The 14,974-nt window shown below is 70.2% G+C and carries 12 protein-coding genes; 8 read left to right on the plus strand and 4 right to left on the minus strand.

The annotated features are described in order from the left end of the window. Nucleotides 1–101 precede the first annotated feature (101 nt). The gene (locus tag ACWFRJ_RS12245) at nucleotides 102–245 is read right to left on the minus strand and encodes an MFS transporter small subunit (protein ID WP_453527908.1); all 144 of its coding nucleotides are present in this window, start codon (nucleotides 243–245) and stop codon (nucleotides 102–104) included. After that, nucleotides 214–1,551 carry an OFA family MFS transporter gene (locus ACWFRJ_RS12250; RefSeq protein WP_453527911.1) on the minus strand — a complete coding sequence of 446 codons (1,338 nt, stop codon included), beginning with the start codon at nucleotides 1,549–1,551 and terminating at the stop codon, nucleotides 214–216. Before ACWFRJ_RS12250 ends, ACWFRJ_RS12245 begins: the two co-directional genes overlap by 32 nt. A gap of 217 nt (nucleotides 1,552–1,768) precedes the next feature. Between ACWFRJ_RS12250 and ACWFRJ_RS12255 the strand changes: the two genes are divergently transcribed. The 7 genes from ACWFRJ_RS12255 (at nucleotide 1,769) to ACWFRJ_RS12285 (ending at nucleotide 11,903) form a co-directional block, all read left to right on the plus strand. Continuing rightward, nucleotides 1,769–2,746, plus strand: coding sequence for a 2-dehydropantoate 2-reductase (locus ACWFRJ_RS12255; protein WP_453527914.1), 978 nt, complete (start codon nucleotides 1,769–1,771; stop codon nucleotides 2,744–2,746). A gap of 22 nt (nucleotides 2,747–2,768) precedes the next feature. Further along, complete coding sequence (locus ACWFRJ_RS12260; RefSeq protein ID WP_453527917.1) at nucleotides 2,769–4,691, plus strand: molybdopterin oxidoreductase family protein; 1,923 nt, start codon at nucleotides 2,769–2,771, stop codon at nucleotides 4,689–4,691. Nucleotides 4,692–4,704: 13 nt separating this feature from the next. After that, a complete protein-coding gene (locus tag ACWFRJ_RS12265) occupies nucleotides 4,705–6,768 on the plus strand; it encodes an NADH-ubiquinone oxidoreductase-F iron-sulfur binding region domain-containing protein (protein WP_453527919.1) in 2,064 nt (687 codons plus the stop codon). Next, on the plus strand, nucleotides 6,765–7,625 hold the full coding sequence (locus ACWFRJ_RS12270; RefSeq protein WP_453527922.1) for a 2Fe-2S iron-sulfur cluster-binding protein: 861 nt from the start codon (nucleotides 6,765–6,767) through the stop codon (nucleotides 7,623–7,625). Before ACWFRJ_RS12265 ends, ACWFRJ_RS12270 begins: the two co-directional genes overlap by 4 nt. A 5-nt stretch (nucleotides 7,626–7,630) precedes the next feature. Continuing rightward, a complete protein-coding gene (fdhD, locus tag ACWFRJ_RS12275; protein ID WP_453527925.1) occupies nucleotides 7,631–8,494 on the plus strand; it encodes a formate dehydrogenase accessory sulfurtransferase FdhD in 864 nt (287 codons plus the stop codon). 243 nt (nucleotides 8,495–8,737) lie between these two features. Next, entirely contained in the window at nucleotides 8,738–10,636 is a 1,899-nt protein-coding gene (locus ACWFRJ_RS12280; RefSeq protein WP_453527928.1) for an exo-alpha-sialidase, read from the plus strand. Nucleotides 10,637–10,646: 10 nt separating this feature from the next. Continuing rightward, nucleotides 10,647–11,903 (plus strand): DUF4185 domain-containing protein, encoded by a 1,257-nt coding sequence (locus tag ACWFRJ_RS12285; protein ID WP_453527931.1) that lies wholly within the window; start codon nucleotides 10,647–10,649, stop codon nucleotides 11,901–11,903. On the opposite strand, the gene ACWFRJ_RS12290 is transcribed toward ACWFRJ_RS12285, so the two are convergent. Further along, nucleotides 11,839–12,897 carry a bile acid:sodium symporter family protein gene (locus ACWFRJ_RS12290; protein ID WP_453527934.1) on the minus strand — a complete coding sequence of 353 codons (1,059 nt, stop codon included), beginning with the start codon at nucleotides 12,895–12,897 and terminating at the stop codon, nucleotides 11,839–11,841. The two genes, ACWFRJ_RS12285 and ACWFRJ_RS12290, sit on opposite strands and share 65 nt — an antisense overlap. Nucleotides 12,898–13,023: 126 nt before the next feature. Here ACWFRJ_RS12290 and ACWFRJ_RS12295 point away from each other — a divergent pair, with 126 nt between their 5' ends. Continuing rightward, nucleotides 13,024–13,899, plus strand: a complete 876-nt coding sequence (locus tag ACWFRJ_RS12295) for a LysR substrate-binding domain-containing protein (protein ID WP_453527937.1) — start codon at nucleotides 13,024–13,026, stop codon at nucleotides 13,897–13,899. Here ACWFRJ_RS12295 and ACWFRJ_RS12300 read toward each other — a convergent pair. Further along, nucleotides 13,887–14,900: an Lrp/AsnC family transcriptional regulator gene (locus ACWFRJ_RS12300; protein ID WP_453527940.1), complete on the minus strand. Its 1,014-nt coding sequence runs from the start codon at nucleotides 14,898–14,900 to the stop codon at nucleotides 13,887–13,889. The genes ACWFRJ_RS12295 and ACWFRJ_RS12300 overlap by 13 nt on opposite strands. Nucleotides 14,901–14,974 lie beyond the last annotated feature (74 nt).

Here is a 14,974-nt window from a genome sequence, read left to right on the forward strand (position 1 = left end):
GGAGATGCGGGACCGTCCAGTCTGGTCAGCGACTCACCAGTAACGAGACAGGTAAATCAACAGGAAACGAGCGCGGGGTTTGGACACTTCTCATCATCACGTCACCCGGTGAAGAGCTGAGTGGCCTTGTGTACGAGCTCATACACCCCATATGCGAGCGGAACCCCCACCCAGACCCAGGCGCCGACGATGAGCGCTCGACGGCGGGGCGGACTACTTTGCGGCGTGCTCGTCGATGTCGTCATGGGCGGCGGCCTCCTTCGGCGGGGCGATGTGATGACGGGCGTGGACGGGACGGACGAACTCGTTCGCGACAAATCCGACGATAAGGAGCCCGATCATGATCGAGAGCGAGAGTCCGTAGAGCCCCGCCCCGTGCTTGCCCGCCTCTTCCTGGCGGTCGGCGACCCAGTTGACGATCAGCGGCCCGAGGACGCCCGCCGTGGACCAGGCGGTGAGGAGACGCCCGTGGATCGCGCCGACCTGGTACGTCCCGAAGAGGTCCTTCAGGTACGCCGGGATCGTCGCGAAGCCGCCTCCGTAGAAGGAGAGGATCACAAGGGCGCAGACGACGAAGAGCGGTTTCGAGGTGTCCCCGAAGAGGGCGATCAGCAGATACATCAGCGCGCCGGCGCCCAGGTAGACGCGGTAGACGTTCTTGCGGCCGATCAGGTCGGACGCCGACGACCAGCCGATGCGTCCGGCCATGTTGGCGGCGGAGAGCAGGGCGACGAAGCCCGCCGCCGCAGCTGCCGAGACCGGCGTAGAGGTGTCGGAGAAGAAGTCGGTGATCATCGGCGCCGCCTTCTCCAGGATGCCGATGCCCGCCGTCACGTTCATGCAGAGCACGATCCACAGGCACCAGAACTGGGGGGTGCGCACGGCGGCCCGCGCGGACACCTGCGGCCCGTCGAGCACACCGGGAGCGCCGGGCGCCCGCGCCCCTTCCGTACGCGGCACCCGCACCAGGAACACGCCGAGCGCCATGAAGACGGCGTACGTGAGGCCGTGCACGAGGAAGGCGAGCGCGATGCCGTCGTTGTCGCTGCCGAAGGAGTCCAGCATCTGCGCCGACCACGGCGACGCGATGAGCGCACCGCCGCCGAAGCCCATGATCGCGATGCCGGTCGCCATGCCGGGGCGGTCGGGGAACCACTTGATCAGTGTCGATACGGGCGAGATGTAGCCGATGCCGAGGCCGATGCCGCCGACGAAGCCGTAGCCGAAGACGATCAGCCAGAACTGGCTGGTCGCCGCGCCCAGTGCCGCGATGAGGAAGCCGGACGAGAAGCAGACGAGGGCGACCGTCATCGCCCAGCGCGGCCCGTTGCGCTCGACGAGCGTGCCGCCGAAGGCCGCCGAGAGGCCGAGCATCACGATGCCGAGCTGGAAGGGGAGCGCGCTCTCCGTGCCGCTGAGGTGGAGCGCTGATTCCAGCGGGGGTTTGAAGACGCTCCAGGCGTAGGCCTGGCCGATGGAGAGGTGTACGGACAGGGCGGCGGGCGGTACGAGCCAGCGACTCCATCCCGGTGGTGCGACGGGAGGCTTCATGATCCCGAACAGTAGGAATCAAGTGAGGAGTTGTGAAGGGGGTCGAGCCGATTCCGTCGACGGTATGCAATCTGCCGCGCGACCTCTTGCTGGGTCAACTTCCATACTGTAGACAATATTCCATCGACAGTTCATGACGTGCGATGTCGATTCTGAGCTCCCTCCGAGTTTCTCTCGAGCCTTCTTCGGATCCCTCAACCGAACGGAGCGCGCCACCGTGAAAGTCGCAGTCCTCGGCGCCGGTGCGATCGGCGCCTACGTCGGAGCCGCGCTGCACCGCGCCGGTGCCGACGTCCATCTCGTCGCCCGTGGACCGCATCTCGCGGCCATGAGGCAGCACGGAGTACGTGTCCACAGCCCGCGCGGCGACTTCACCGCGCGGGCCCACGCCACCGACGACCCGGCCGACATCGGCCCCGTCGACTTCGTCTTCCTGGGCCTGAAGGCCAACTCGTACGCGGCGTGCGGGCCGCTGATCGAGCCTCTCCTGCACGAGCGGACGGCGGTGATCGCCGCCCAGAACGGCATCCCCTGGTGGTACTTCCACCGGCACGGCGGCCCGCACGACGGCCACCGCGTCTCGAGCGTGGACCCCGACGGCGCGGTCAGTGCGGTGATCGCGCCCGAGCGGGCCATCGGATGTGTGGTGTACGCGGCAACCGAACTGGAGGGGCCGGGAGTTGTCCGGCATCTGGAAGGAACCCGGTTCTCCATCGGGGAGCCCGACCGCTCGCGCTCGGCGCGCTGTCTCGCCTTCAGCGAGGCGATGCAGGCAGGCGGCCTGAAGTGCCCCGTCGAACCCGAACTGCGCGGCGACATCTGGATCAAGCTGCTCGGCAACATCTCCTTCAACCCGATCAGCGCGCTCGCCCGCGCCACGATGCGGGAGATGTGCCTGCACGGCGGCACGCGCCGCGTCATCGAGATCATGATGACCGAGACGCTCACCGTCGCGGCGGCCCTCGGCTGCCGCCCGGACATCTCCGTCGAGCGGCGCCTCGCGGGCGCCGAGCGCGTGGGCGACCACCGCACCTCGACACTCCAGGACCTGGAGCGCGGCAAACCGCTGGAACTCGACGTGCTGCTCGCGGCCGTCGTGGAGCTCGCGGAGATCACCGGAGTCCCGGTGCCGACGCTCCGTACCGTCCACGCCATCTCGGATCTGCTGGCCGACCGTATGAGGAGCGCGGCATGAGCGAGAACATGAGGAGCGCGGCATGAGCAGGAAACGGGACCGGGTGCCCAAGACGTACACCCGGCTCACCCACCCCCTCGTCCGCGACTCGCGCGACGAGCCGTTCCGCCGGGCCACCTGGGACGAGGCGCTGACCAGGACGGCAGCGGGGCTGCGGGCCGCGCGCGGCGCGTTCGGGCTGTTCTCCTGCGCCCGCGCGACCAACGAGATGAACTACGTGGCGCAGAAGTTCGCCCGCGTGGTGATGGGCACGAACAACGTCGACTCCTGCAACCGCACCTGCCACGCCCCGAGCGTCGCGGGCCTCTCCGCCGCCTTCGGATCGGGCGGCGGCACCTCTTCTTATGAAGAGGTCGAACACACCGACCTGATCGTGATGTGGGGCTCCAACGCCCGCTTCGCGCACCCGATCTTCTTCCAGCACGTCCTGAAGGGGATCAGGAACGGCGCCCGCATGTACGCCGTCGACCCGCGCCGCACCAAGACCGCCGAGTGGGCGGAGAGCTGGCTCGGCCTGAACGTCGGCACGGACATCCCGATGGCGCACGCGATCGGCCGCGAGATCATCCACGCGGGCCTGGCCAACCGGGCGTTCGTCGAGCGTGCGACGTCCGGCTTCGAGGAGTACGCGGCTCTGGTGGAGCCGTGGACGCTCTCGCTCGCCGAGAAGGTGACGGGCGTACCCGCCGCCGCCATCAAGGAGCTGGCGCACGCCTACGCGCGTGCCGAGCGGGCGCAGCTGTGCTGGACGCTCGGCATCACCGAGCACCACAACGGCACGGACAACGTCCGCGCGCTGATCAACCTCTCGCTCCTGACCGGCCACGTGGGGCGCTTCGGCTCGGGTCTGCAGCCCCTGCGCGGCCAGAACAACGTGCAGGGCGGCGGCGACATGGGCGCGATCCCCAACCGCCTGCCCGGCTTCCAGGACATCCTCGACCCGGAGTCGCGGCTGAAGTTCGAGACGGCCTGGGACACGTCCATCCAGCCGCACTACGGCCTGAACCTCACCGAGATGTTCGAGGCGATGGAGGAGGGCGCGCTCAAGGCCGTCTACTGCATAGGCGAGAACCCCGCCCAGTCGGAGGCGGACAGCGAGCAGGCGATGCGGCGGATGCGGGCCCTGGACTTCTTCGTCGTACAGGACATCTTCCTTACGAAGACGGCCGAGTTGGCCGATGTCGTCCTGCCGGCGACCGCCGCCTGGGCGGAGACCGACGGTACGACGACCAACAGCGAGCGGCGTGTGCAGCGGGTGCGCAAGGCCGTGCGGCCACCCGGTGAGGCGCGTGAGGACATCGACATCCTCTGCGATCTCGCCGAGCGGCTGGGCCACGACTGGAAGTACGCGGACGCGCAGGCGGTCTGGGACGAGCTGCGGTCGGTGTCGCCGGACCACTGGGGCATGACGTACGACCGTCTCGAATCCTTGCAGGGCATCCAGTGGCCCTGCCCGTCGGAGGACCGGGTCGAACCGACCTACCTGCACGGGCGGTTGTGGGACGCGGACCCGGCGCGGCGGGGCGTGCTCGCGCCCTTCGGGCTCGTCGCGCACGATCCGCCGGTGGACCTCACGGACGAGACGTATCCGATCCGGCTCACGACGGGGCGGCGGCTCGACTCCTACAACACCGGGGTGCAGAGCGGGAGTTTCGCCTCGCCGCTGCGGCGCGGTGAGTTCGTCGAGCTGTGCCCGGAGGACGCGGAGCGGTACGGGGTCGTGGTCGGCGAGCAGGTCCGCGTGTCGTCGCGGCGCGGTGCGGTGACGGCGCCCGTGTGGGTGGACACCGGGCTGCGCCCCGGTCTGGCCTTCATGACCATGCACTTTCCCGACGAGGTCGACACCAACCAGCTCACGATCGAGGCCAATTGCCCGATCGCGGGCACGGCGGAGTTCAAGGCGTCGGCGATACGTATCGACAAGCTGACCGTGCCCGCGACGTGAGGTGACGTGACGTATGGATCTGCACTTCGGTGACAGCAAGCCGACGGACGAGGAGCGGGAGGCCGTCGACGCGGTGCTCGGTCCGCCCGAGTCGGCGTGGGAAGGTGCCGACGATCGCAGCGACGCCGATCTCCGGTGGGCGCGGGGCGGTCGTGCGGCGCGGGAGCGGCGGGATGAGCTGTTGCCGGGGTTGCACGCGCTCAACGACCGCGTGGGGTGGGTGAGCGAGGGGGGCCTGGACTACCTCTGCCGACGGCTGATGGTGCCGCCGGCGGAGGGGTACGGGGTGGCCACGTTCTACTCGATGTTCTCGGTGCGGCCGCGTCCGGCGACTGTGGTGCGGGTGTGTACGGATCTGGCTTGTGGGGGTGGCTCTGAGCTGTGCGGGGCCGTGGGGGCACGGCTGGGGACGGAGTCCGGGGTCACCGTCGAACAGAGCCCCTGCCTGGGGTTGTGTGAGAGGGCTCCGGCTGCGTTGGTGGTGCGGGCCGGTGTGCCTGCGGCGCAATTTTCCTCAACCCCGCCCCTTCCCGAAAACTCGCTGGCGCGAGGGCCTAGTGTCACCGCCAATCGCCTTGACGGCTCGTCCTCAAACGCCGGACGGGCTGATAGATCACGGCCGGGCGAGGGGGGTTCAGCCCGTCCGGCGTTTGAGGACGAACTCGGCGGAGCCGGTGATCTACGGCCACTGGTGGCGGCGGAGCCGGGGGATTCGGGTAGGGGCGGGAGCGGGGAGAAGACCTATGTCACCGCAACCATCGCCCCCGCCGCACCCGACACCCTCACCCAAGCCGCCCTCGCCCCTGAATCCGCCCCCGCAGAGCCCCCAGCGGAGCTGGCCGTCCCCCAAGCAGGCCAAGAAGGCCTCCTGCTGCTCAGCAGAATCGGCTCCGTAGACCCGTCCTCCCTGGACGACTACCGTGCCCACGGCGGCTACACGGCCCTCCGCACCGCCTTCGCCATCGGCCCCGCCGCCGTCATCCGCGAAGTGACCGACTCCGGCCTGGTGGGCCGAGGAGGCGCCGCCTTCCCCACGGGAAGGAAATGGCAGGCCACCGCCTCGCAGCCCGACCACCCCCACTACCTCGTCTGCAACGCCGACGAATCCGAGCCCGGCACCTTCAAGGACCGGGTGATCATGGAGGGCGACCCGTACTCGCTCATCGAGTCGATGACCATCGCGGGGTACGCGACCGGCGCCCACCTCGGCTATCTCTATCTCCGCGGCGAGTACCCCCGCGCGCTGCGAAGGCTCGAGCACGCCATTGCGCAGGCCCGCGCTCGTGGCTTCCTCGGGGACGACGTCCTGGGGCAGGGGTACGCCTTCGACATCGAGATCCGGCGTGGCGCGGGCGCGTACATCTGCGGCGAGGAGACCGCCCTGTTCAACTCCATCGAGGGGTACAGAGGAGAGCCGCGGTCCAAGCCGCCCTTCCCCGTGGAGAAGGGGCTCTTCGGCAAGCCCACCGCCGAGAACAATGTCGAGACCCTCGTCAACGTGCTTCCCATCCTCACCATGGGCGCGCAGGCGTACGCCGCCATCGGCACGGAGAAGTCCACGGGACCCAAGCTCTTCTGCGTCTCCGGAAGCGTCGAACGCCCCGGCATCTACGAGCTCCCCTTCGGCGCCACCCTCGGCGAGCTCCTGGGCATCGCCGGGATGCCGGACAACCTCCGCGCGGTCCTCCTGGGCGGCGCGGCCGGAGGCTTCGTACGCCCCGACGAGCTGGACATCCCGCTCACCTTCGAGGGGACGAGGGAGGCGGGCGCCACGCTCGGCTCCGGCGTCGTACTCGCCCTGGACGACACCGTGCCGCTCCCCCGCGTCCTGTTGCGCATCGCCGAGTTCTTCAGGGACGAGTCCTGCGGACAGTGCGTGCCCTGCCGGGTCGGCACCGTCCGGCAGGAGGAGGCCCTGCACCGCATCGTCGACCGGACCGGGGCCGAGGCGACCGGTGACATCGCGCTCCTGCGCGAGGTGGGGCGGACCATGCGGGACGCCTCCATCTGCGGGCTCGGCCAGACCGCGTGGAACGCCGTGGAATCCGCCATCGACCGCCTGGGAGCGTACAAGTGACCGCCGTACCGCTGGGAATCCCGCGTCGACTCATTGAATTCACCCTTGACGGGCAGGACGCCAGAGTGCCCGAGGGGTCGACGATCCTGGACGCCTGCCGGGCCGCGGGCAAGGACGTTCCGACCCTCTGCGAGGGCGACACCCTCACCCCGAAGAACGCCTGCCGGGTGTGTGTCGTGGAGGTCGAGGGGGCCCGCACCCTGGCTCCCGCCTGCTCGCGCCGGGCCGAACCGGGCATGACCGTCCTCACCGACACCGAGCGCACGCGGCACAGCCGCAAAGTGGTGCTCGAACTCCTCGCCTCGTCCGTCGACATGTCGACGACCCCGAAGGTCGCGGGCTGGCTCAAGGAGTACGACGCCAAACCCGACCGTTTCGGCCCCGACGCCGCACGCCTCAATGAGGAGCCCAAGGTCGACAACGACCTCTACGTGCGCGACTACGACAAGTGCATCCTCTGCTACAAGTGCGTCGACGCCTGCGGCGACCAGTGGCAGAACACGTTCGCCATCTCCGTGACGGGCCGCGGCTTCGACGCCCGGATCGCCGTCGAGCACGACGGACCGCTGACCGACTCCGCGTGCGTGTACTGCGGGAACTGCATCGAGGTCTGCCCGACCGGAGCGCTCAGCTTCAAGTCCGAGTTCGACATGCGGGCGGCGGGGACCTGGGACGAGGAGCGGCAGACCGAGACGACGACGGTGTGCGCGTACTGCGGAGTCGGCTGCAACCTGACTCTGCACGTGCAGGACAATGACATCGTGAAGGTCACCTCACCGCACGACAATCCGGTGACCCACGGCAACCTCTGCATCAAGGGCCGTTTCGGCTACCAGCACGTACAGAACCGGGACTGATCGACATGGGACGAGTCACGGAGCGCCGCCGCGTCATCCGCATCAGGGACGGGGCCGTCAGCGAGCGGCCCGACACCCTCGTCGCGGAGGAACCGCTGGAGATCCGGCTCAACGGGAAACCCCTCGCCATCACCATGCGCACGCCGGGTGACGACTTCGCGCTCGCGGCGGGCTTCCTCGTGAGCGAGGGGGTGCTCGGCTCGGCGGACGAGCTCCAGTCCATCGTCTACTGCGCCGGGGCGACGGCGGACGGCTCGAACACGTACAACGTGGTCGACGTGAAGACCGCCCCGGGGCTCGTCCTGCCCGACATCACCCTCGAACGCAACGTCTACACCACCTCGTCCTGCGGCCTGTGCGGCAAGGCGAGCCTGGACGCGGTCCGTACGACGGCCCGCTGGGCCATCGACGACACGGACGGCGGCACCACTCCCCCGGTCCGGCTCGGGACCGAGCTGCTCGCATGCCTCCCCGACCGGCTGCGCGCGGCGCAGCGGGTCTTCGACCGGACCGGGGGCCTGCACGGGGCGGCGCTCTTCTCCGAGGACGGTGAACTCCTCGACATACGGGAGGACGTGGGCCGGCACAACGCGGTCGACAAGCTCGTCGGGCGGGCCCTCCAGGACGGCCGTCTGCCGCTGTCGCGTGCCGTGCTCCTCGTCTCGGGGCGCGCCTCGTTCGAGCTGGCGCAGAAGGCGGTGATGGCGGGCATTCCGGTGCTCGCCGCCGTCTCCGCGCCCTCCTCCCTCGCCGTCGACCTGGCCGCCGAGACGGGCCTGACCCTGGTCGGCTTCCTGCGCGGCTCCTCCATGAACGTGTACGCGGGCGAGCACCGGATCGCCGTGCGGGCCACGGCCTCCCAGGGCTGACCGGCCGCTCCCCGCTGCACGGCGGCGGGACCCCGACCGGCGGGGAGCGCCCCCTGCGCCGGCGGGGTCCCTGTCCCGACCTACTGGTTCCGGCCTTCTGGTTCCGGCCTTCTGACCAGGCCACACCCATTCGTGCCACGCACGCTTCTTGTGAGGTGTCGAGCCGTCCCAGTAGCGTCTGAGGCGCGAACGTTGGACGTGGGATGTCAGGATGTCCAGTCACCTCGAAGGGTGGACCGCGCCATGCCATCAGCTCTCCGTGTACGCCTCAGATCCTTACGCGCCGCCGTGGCCGCGCTGACCGTCGTGACCGTCGGGGCGCTGCTCCCCGGCCCTTCGGCGCAGGCGGCGCCGGACACCCGCGCCACCGGGTTCGAGCAGCAGGTGCTCTTCAAGGCCTCGCAGGACCCCGGGTACGCCTGCTACCGCATCCCCGCCGTCGTCAAGACGGTCAAGGGCACGCTCCTCGCCTTCGCCGAGGGGCGGACGAACGACTGCAGCGACGCGGGCGACATAGACATCGTGGTCAAGCGCTCGCAGGACGGCGGCCGCACCTGGAGCCCGCTCCAAGTCGTCAACGAGGGCGCGGGCGACACGCACGGCAACCCCGCGCCGATCGTGGACCGCAGGACCGGCCGCATCCTCCTTGCGGAGACGTACAACACGGGCCGCACGGACGGGCAGAACTGCGCCATACCCTGCGACCGCACCCCGCACCTCCAGTACAGCGACGACGACGGCCGCAGCTGGTCGGCGCCGCGCGACATGAGCGACCAGATCCTGCCGGAGAACTGGAACTCCTGGTATGCGACAGGCCCCGTGCACGGGCTCCAGCTGACCCGTGGCCGGCACGCGGGGCGGCTCGTCTTCACCGTCAACACCGAGACGTGGAACGGCAGTCGGGTCACCGCGAACCACGCGGCGCTGATCGTCAGCGACGACGGCGGCGACAACTGGAGGATCGGCGCGACGGACTCGTATCCGATACCGGCCGACGGCACCTTCCGGCAGAAGCCGTCGGAGATGACCGTCACGGAGCGCCCGGACGGGGCCCTCTACGTCAGCGGGCGCGAGCAGGACGGCACCGATCTCGGGCACCGCACCCACACGGTCAGCCGCGACGGGGGCGAGAGTTTCGTCGCACCGTTCAAGGCCATACCCGATCTCTACACGCCCCAAGTGCAGGGCTCCACTCTCCAGTTCGGCAAGCGCATGCTGCTCGCCTGCCCCGGCGACCCCGACCGCCGCCGCACGATGCAGATCCGCTCCTCCTACGACGGCGGTCGCACCTGGGACAGCGTGGACCGCGGCACCACGGTGACCACGGACTGGTCCGGCTACTCCGACCTGGTGCGGGCCGACGGCGAACACGTGGGCCTGATGTACGAGGGCGGGGCGGTCGACGCCCGCGACGAGATCCGCTTCGCCCGCTTCACCGAGGACTGGCTGCAGCCGCGCCGTGGCCCCGACCCGGCGACCACCGACCGCGCGCCGCGCGCGAAGCCCGCGGCCGTGCTCGGCGGGGCGTCCACGACCGAAGGCCGGTTCGGCAAGGCCCTCTCCTTCGACGGGACGAACGACGCCGTACGCCTGCCCTTCAGCCGAGAACTCCCGCTCGGGACAAAGGACTTCACCGCATCCCTGTGGTTCCGATACTCCGCGACGAGCGGGGAGCAGCCGCTGCTGTGGATGGGCGGCATAGGCACCAACCAGCCCCAGGTGTGGCTGCGCGGCGAGCCCGCGAGCAACCGCGTCACGGGCCTGATCACCACGCGCGACGGCGCCTCGGCCCCGAAGTCCGCGTCCGTGCGCACCACGGGCGCGTACAACGACGGCCAGTGGCACCACATCGCGCTGCGTCGGGGCGGCGGGCAGCTGACGCTGTCCGTCGACGGCACGCGGATCACCACCGCCGACGTCCCCGGCTCGGTCACCCGCAACTCCGGGTACGGCTTCCATGTCGGTCAACGGGTCGACAGTCGGGCGCACTTCACCGGTTCTATCGATGAAGTGCGCGTCTACGAACGGGCGTTGAGCGACGCCGAGCTGACACAGCTGGGAGGGGACGGCGGGGCCAAGAGCCCTGTGACGCGGGACACCGTGGCGTGGCTCCCCATGGACCACGTGCGCGCGAGCAACTAACGTCCCGCACGTGCCCGCCGACCAAGGTCCACGCGGCGGCCCGAGCGCGCGCAGGATCTGGATCGTCCTGCTGCTCGCCCTGGCCTGCGCGGCCGTGCTGCTCACCGCCCTCCCGGACGACCGGGAGGGCGGTGACGCATGCGAGGCGCGCACCGTCTCGTCCTGGACCGCCGACGACAAGGTCACCGGGGTGTTCGCCCGCTACGGCGACGACACCGCGCGGACCGACGACTGGACCGGCGGGGACGGCACGCATTCGGTGCGCCTGCCGGACGGGCGGCTGCTCTGGCTGTTCTCCGACACCTTCCTCGGCCAGGTGCACGCGCCACCCAACCTGGTCGGCCAGCCCCACACTTGGCGGGACGCCACCGCGCCCATGGTCCGCAACTCAGGTGTGGTGATGTCGCGTTCGGGCACCCTGCAGAGCACTCTGCCCGCCCCGCTCTTCCCCGACCCCGCGCCGCAGCAGTGGCGCTGGCCGGTCGCCGCGAAGGTGGAGCCCCGCTCCCCCGGTTCGTCCGAGGACGTCGTACGTGTCCTGCTGTGGACCCGCGCCACCGGGACGGGCCCGTGGATCTACGGCGTCCCGATCGCGACCGAGGTCGCCACGCTCTCCCTGCCCGATCTGCGCGTCGAGGGCATCGTCAAGGTCTCCGACCAGAGTTCCGTGCCGGACCCGGACAAGCGCGTCCTGTACGGCACGACGACGGTCGACGACGGCGACTGGACGTACGTCTTCGGCGGCAACGACGGCAAGGCCGCGGCCCGCCCCGCCTCCCACGCCTATGTGGCACGCGTCCCCAAGGGCAGGCTCGCGGAGCCCGGCGCGTGGCGGTACTGGGACGGCGAGGGCTGGACGGAGTCCGGGAAGCCGCGCCATGTGCTGGGTGACGGCGAGCGCAAGGGCGTCGGCAGCGCGTTCACGGTGGTGCGCGTGAAGGGGACGTACGTCCTGTTCACCATGGCCGCGGGCACCGAAGGCCTGACCGACGTGACCTCCTACTGGGCGTGTTCGCCCACAGGACCCTGGCACGGCCCCGCGAAAGGCTTCTCGCCGCCGCTGCCGAAGGACGGCTCGGCCCAGCAGGACATGGCCGCGTACAACCCCCAGGCCCATCCGGCGCTCAGCGGGAACGGGCGGCTGCTGCTCAGCTACGACGTCAACTGGCTGGACGCGGCGCCCGCGAGCGCGCAGGCGAACGTCAGCCGGAACGTGTCCCTGTACCGACCGCGGTTCGTGTCTCTTCGACTGGCGACGGCTCGCTGACGGACTCCTCCGCGTCCCCGAAGTCCACGATGTCGCGCGAGCGCCGCTTGGCGATCACCGCGCAGACCATCAGCTGCATCTGGTGGAAGAGCATCAGGGGCAGCACGGCCAGGGAGGCCTGCGCCCCGAACAGGACGCTCGCCATGGGAAGCCCGGCCGCGAGGGACTTCTTCGACCCGGCGAACTGGATGGCGACACGGTCCCCGCGGTCGAAGCCCATCCGCTTGGCCCCGTACCAGGTCAGGGCGAGCATCGCGGCGAGCAGCACCGCCTCCACACCGAGCAGCGCGCCGAGCCGCAGCGGCGTCACCTGGTGCCAGATGCCCTCCACCATGCCCTCGCTGAACGCGGTGTAGACGACGAGCAGGATCGAGCCACGGTCGACGTAGCCGAGCACCTTCTTGTGGCGTGCGATGAAGCCGCCGAGCCACCGGCGCAGGAACTGACCGGCCAGGAACGGCACGAGGAGCTGCGCCACGATCTTCACGAGCGAGTCCGCGGAGAACCCGCCCCCGCTGTTGCCGAGCAGGGCGGCAGCGAGCAGCGGGGTGATGACGATGCCCGCGAGCGAGGAGAAGGAGCCCGCGCAGATCGCCGCCGGTACGTTGCCGCGCGCCATGGAGGTGAAGGCGATCGACGACTGGATCGTGGAGGGCACGAGCGTCAGGAAGAGGAACCCGCTGTAGAGGGCGGGCGTCAGGACGTACGGAACGAGTCCCTTGGCCGCGAGACCGAGCAGCGGGAAGGCGACGAACGTACAGGCCAGGACGGTGACGTGGAGCCGCCAGTGCTTGAGCCCGTCGAGGGCCTCGCGGGTGGAGAGCCGCATCCCGTAGAGGAAGAAGAGGAACGCGACGGCCGCGGTGGACGCCCCGCCCGCGATGTCGGCGCCGACGCCGCGCGCGGGCAGCAGCGCGGCGACACCTACTGTGCCGAGCAACGCCAGGATGTAGGGGTCGATCGGCATCCAGGTGGGCCAGCTCGGGCGTTTCACTTCGCTCCATCGGTTCGGTTCATGTCGTGCCCTCTCGATGATCCTCCTGATCACCGCAATCGGGAATCCCGGATACCGCACTGACTGTCATCACGTACCGCGATAACCTGCGCTAGCCTCGTGACCATGTACGACCCCGCCCAGCTCCGTACGTTCCTCGCCGTGGCCCAGACGTTGAGCTTCACGCAGGCCGCCCGGCGCCTGGGGCTGCGCCAGTCCACGGTGAGCCAGCACGTGCGCCGCCTGGAGGACGCCACCGGACGCCAGCTCTTCGCACGCGACACGCACTCGGTGGAGGTGACGGAGGACGGCGAGGCGATGCTCGGCTTCGCGCGGCGGATCCTGGAGGTGCACGAGCAGGCGTCGGCGTTCTTCACCGGGACGCGGCTCGGCGGGCGGCTGCGGTTCGGGGCGTCGGAGGACTTCGTCCTGACCCGGCTCACCGACATCCTGGAGTCGTTCCGGCACGACCACCCGGACGTCGATCTGGAGCTGACGGTCGAGCTGTCCGGCACGCTGCACGAGAAGCTGGACGCGGGCAAGCTCGATCTGGTCCTTGCCAAGCGGCGCCCGGAGGACCCGCGCGGGGAGCTTGTCTGGCACGACGAGCTGGTCTGGATCGGCGCCGAGCGGCTGCGGCTCGACCCCGATGAGCCGGTGCCGCTCATCGTGTTCCCGCCGCCGGGCATCAGCCGCGCCCTCGCTCTGGAGGCCCTGGAGCGGCGCGGCCGTGCGTGGCGGATCGCCTGTACGAGCGGCAGCCTGAACGGCCTGGTCGCCGCGGCCCGCGCGGGACTCGGCGTGATGGCGCACTCGCACGGCCTGATCCCGCCGGGCCTGGTCCGCGTCCCGGAGCGTGCGGGCCTGCCTGAGCTCGGCGCGGTCGACTTCGTGCTCCTGCACGGTGAGCGGCGGGCTTCGGCGCAAGGCGCTGCGGACGCGCTCGCCGCGTCGATCCTGGCGGGCGGCGACCGGCTCCACCGGAGGCGTCAGCGGAGGTAGGGCCGGTACGTGAGCTGCTTGACGCGGCGCATGAACGGCGCGCTCTCGACGTGCTGGACGCCGTCGAGCCGGCCGAGCTTTCCGCTGAGGTAGGCGTAGAGCGCGGGGATGTCGCGGGCCACGGCGGTCGCCATGATGTTGGAGGGTCCCGCCACCGCGGTGGCGTGGGCGATCTCGGCGTGCGACGCGAGTGCCTTGCCCACCGTGTCCAGGGCCCAGGGAGCGGTGGTGATCCAGAGCATCGCCCCGACGTGCAGGCCGATGAGTTCGTTGGCGTACTCGATGTCGATGTAGATCGCGCCGGAGGCCAGGAGAGCGCCGAGGCGGCGCTTGACCGCGGACTCCGAACGCCCGGTGGCCCGCTGGAGCTCCGGGTATGTCGCGCGGCCGTCCTCCTCGAGCGCGCCGACGAGCGGTTCGTCCTCCGGCTCGATCCGCAGGGGTTCATCGGCACGGACGGCGGAGGCGGGCAGTGCGGGGCGCAGGGCCGCGGACTGCTCCTCGCTGAGCGGCCCGTGTTTCATCAGCCATCCGTCCGGACCGCCGAAGAAGCGGTGCAGCACCTGCTGGGCGCGGATGTCGATGATGTGCGGGGTGCGCGGGAGCTTGCCGAGCAGCAGGTCGTCCTGGTCGGTGCGGGTGCGGGGACGGGTGCAGCAGACCACCTCGGTGCCGCCGGAGGTGAGGCCGATCCACGCGGTGTCGGGGCGGCGGGCCAAGGCGCCCGCGATGGCCTCGGCGCCGTCGGGGGCGCAGCGCAGCCGCAGCATCCACTGGTCCTGGCCGAGCTTCCCGTGGTCCCGGACGGCGACGATCCGCAGGCTGCCGTCGGAGACCAGCTTGCGGTAGCGCCGTGCCACGGTCTGGTCGGAGACGCCGAGGACGGCGGCGATCTTGCTGAAGGACGCGCGCCCGTCGATCTCCAAGGCCTGGAGGAGTTTGACGTCGAGCGAGTCTCGCGCCGCCGCCGGGATGATGGATTCCGTTGCCGCACTGCCCATCACTGTCGGATTCCTTCGATCTGTCGCGGCTGATGATTCGGATCGTCCGGTCGGCCTCCATCGTACGAGGAACG

Source organism: Streptomyces sp. NPDC055239 (assembly GCF_053606205.1).

Excerpts from the sequence above, each read along its gene's own strand:
- fdhD (WP_453527925.1), top strand. The coding sequence starts at position 7,631 with ATGGGACGAGTCACGGAGCGCCGCCGCGTCATCCGCATCAGGGACGGG.
- ACWFRJ_RS12300 (WP_453527940.1), bottom strand. The coding sequence starts at position 14,900 with ATGGGCAGTGCGGCAACGGAATCCATCATCCCGGCGGCGGCGCGAGAC.
- ACWFRJ_RS12245 (WP_453527908.1), bottom strand. The coding sequence starts at position 245 with ATGACGACATCGACGAGCACGCCGCAAAGTAGTCCGCCCCGCCGTCGA.
- ACWFRJ_RS12260 (WP_453527917.1), top strand. The coding sequence starts at position 2,769 with ATGAGCAGGAAACGGGACCGGGTGCCCAAGACGTACACCCGGCTCACC.
- ACWFRJ_RS12265 (WP_453527919.1), top strand. The coding sequence starts at position 4,705 with ATGGATCTGCACTTCGGTGACAGCAAGCCGACGGACGAGGAGCGGGAG.
- ACWFRJ_RS12295 (WP_453527937.1), top strand. The coding sequence starts at position 13,024 with ATGTACGACCCCGCCCAGCTCCGTACGTTCCTCGCCGTGGCCCAGACG.
- ACWFRJ_RS12280 (WP_453527928.1), top strand. The coding sequence starts at position 8,738 with ATGCCATCAGCTCTCCGTGTACGCCTCAGATCCTTACGCGCCGCCGTG.
- ACWFRJ_RS12250 (WP_453527911.1), bottom strand. The coding sequence starts at position 1,551 with ATGAAGCCTCCCGTCGCACCACCGGGATGGAGTCGCTGGCTCGTACCG.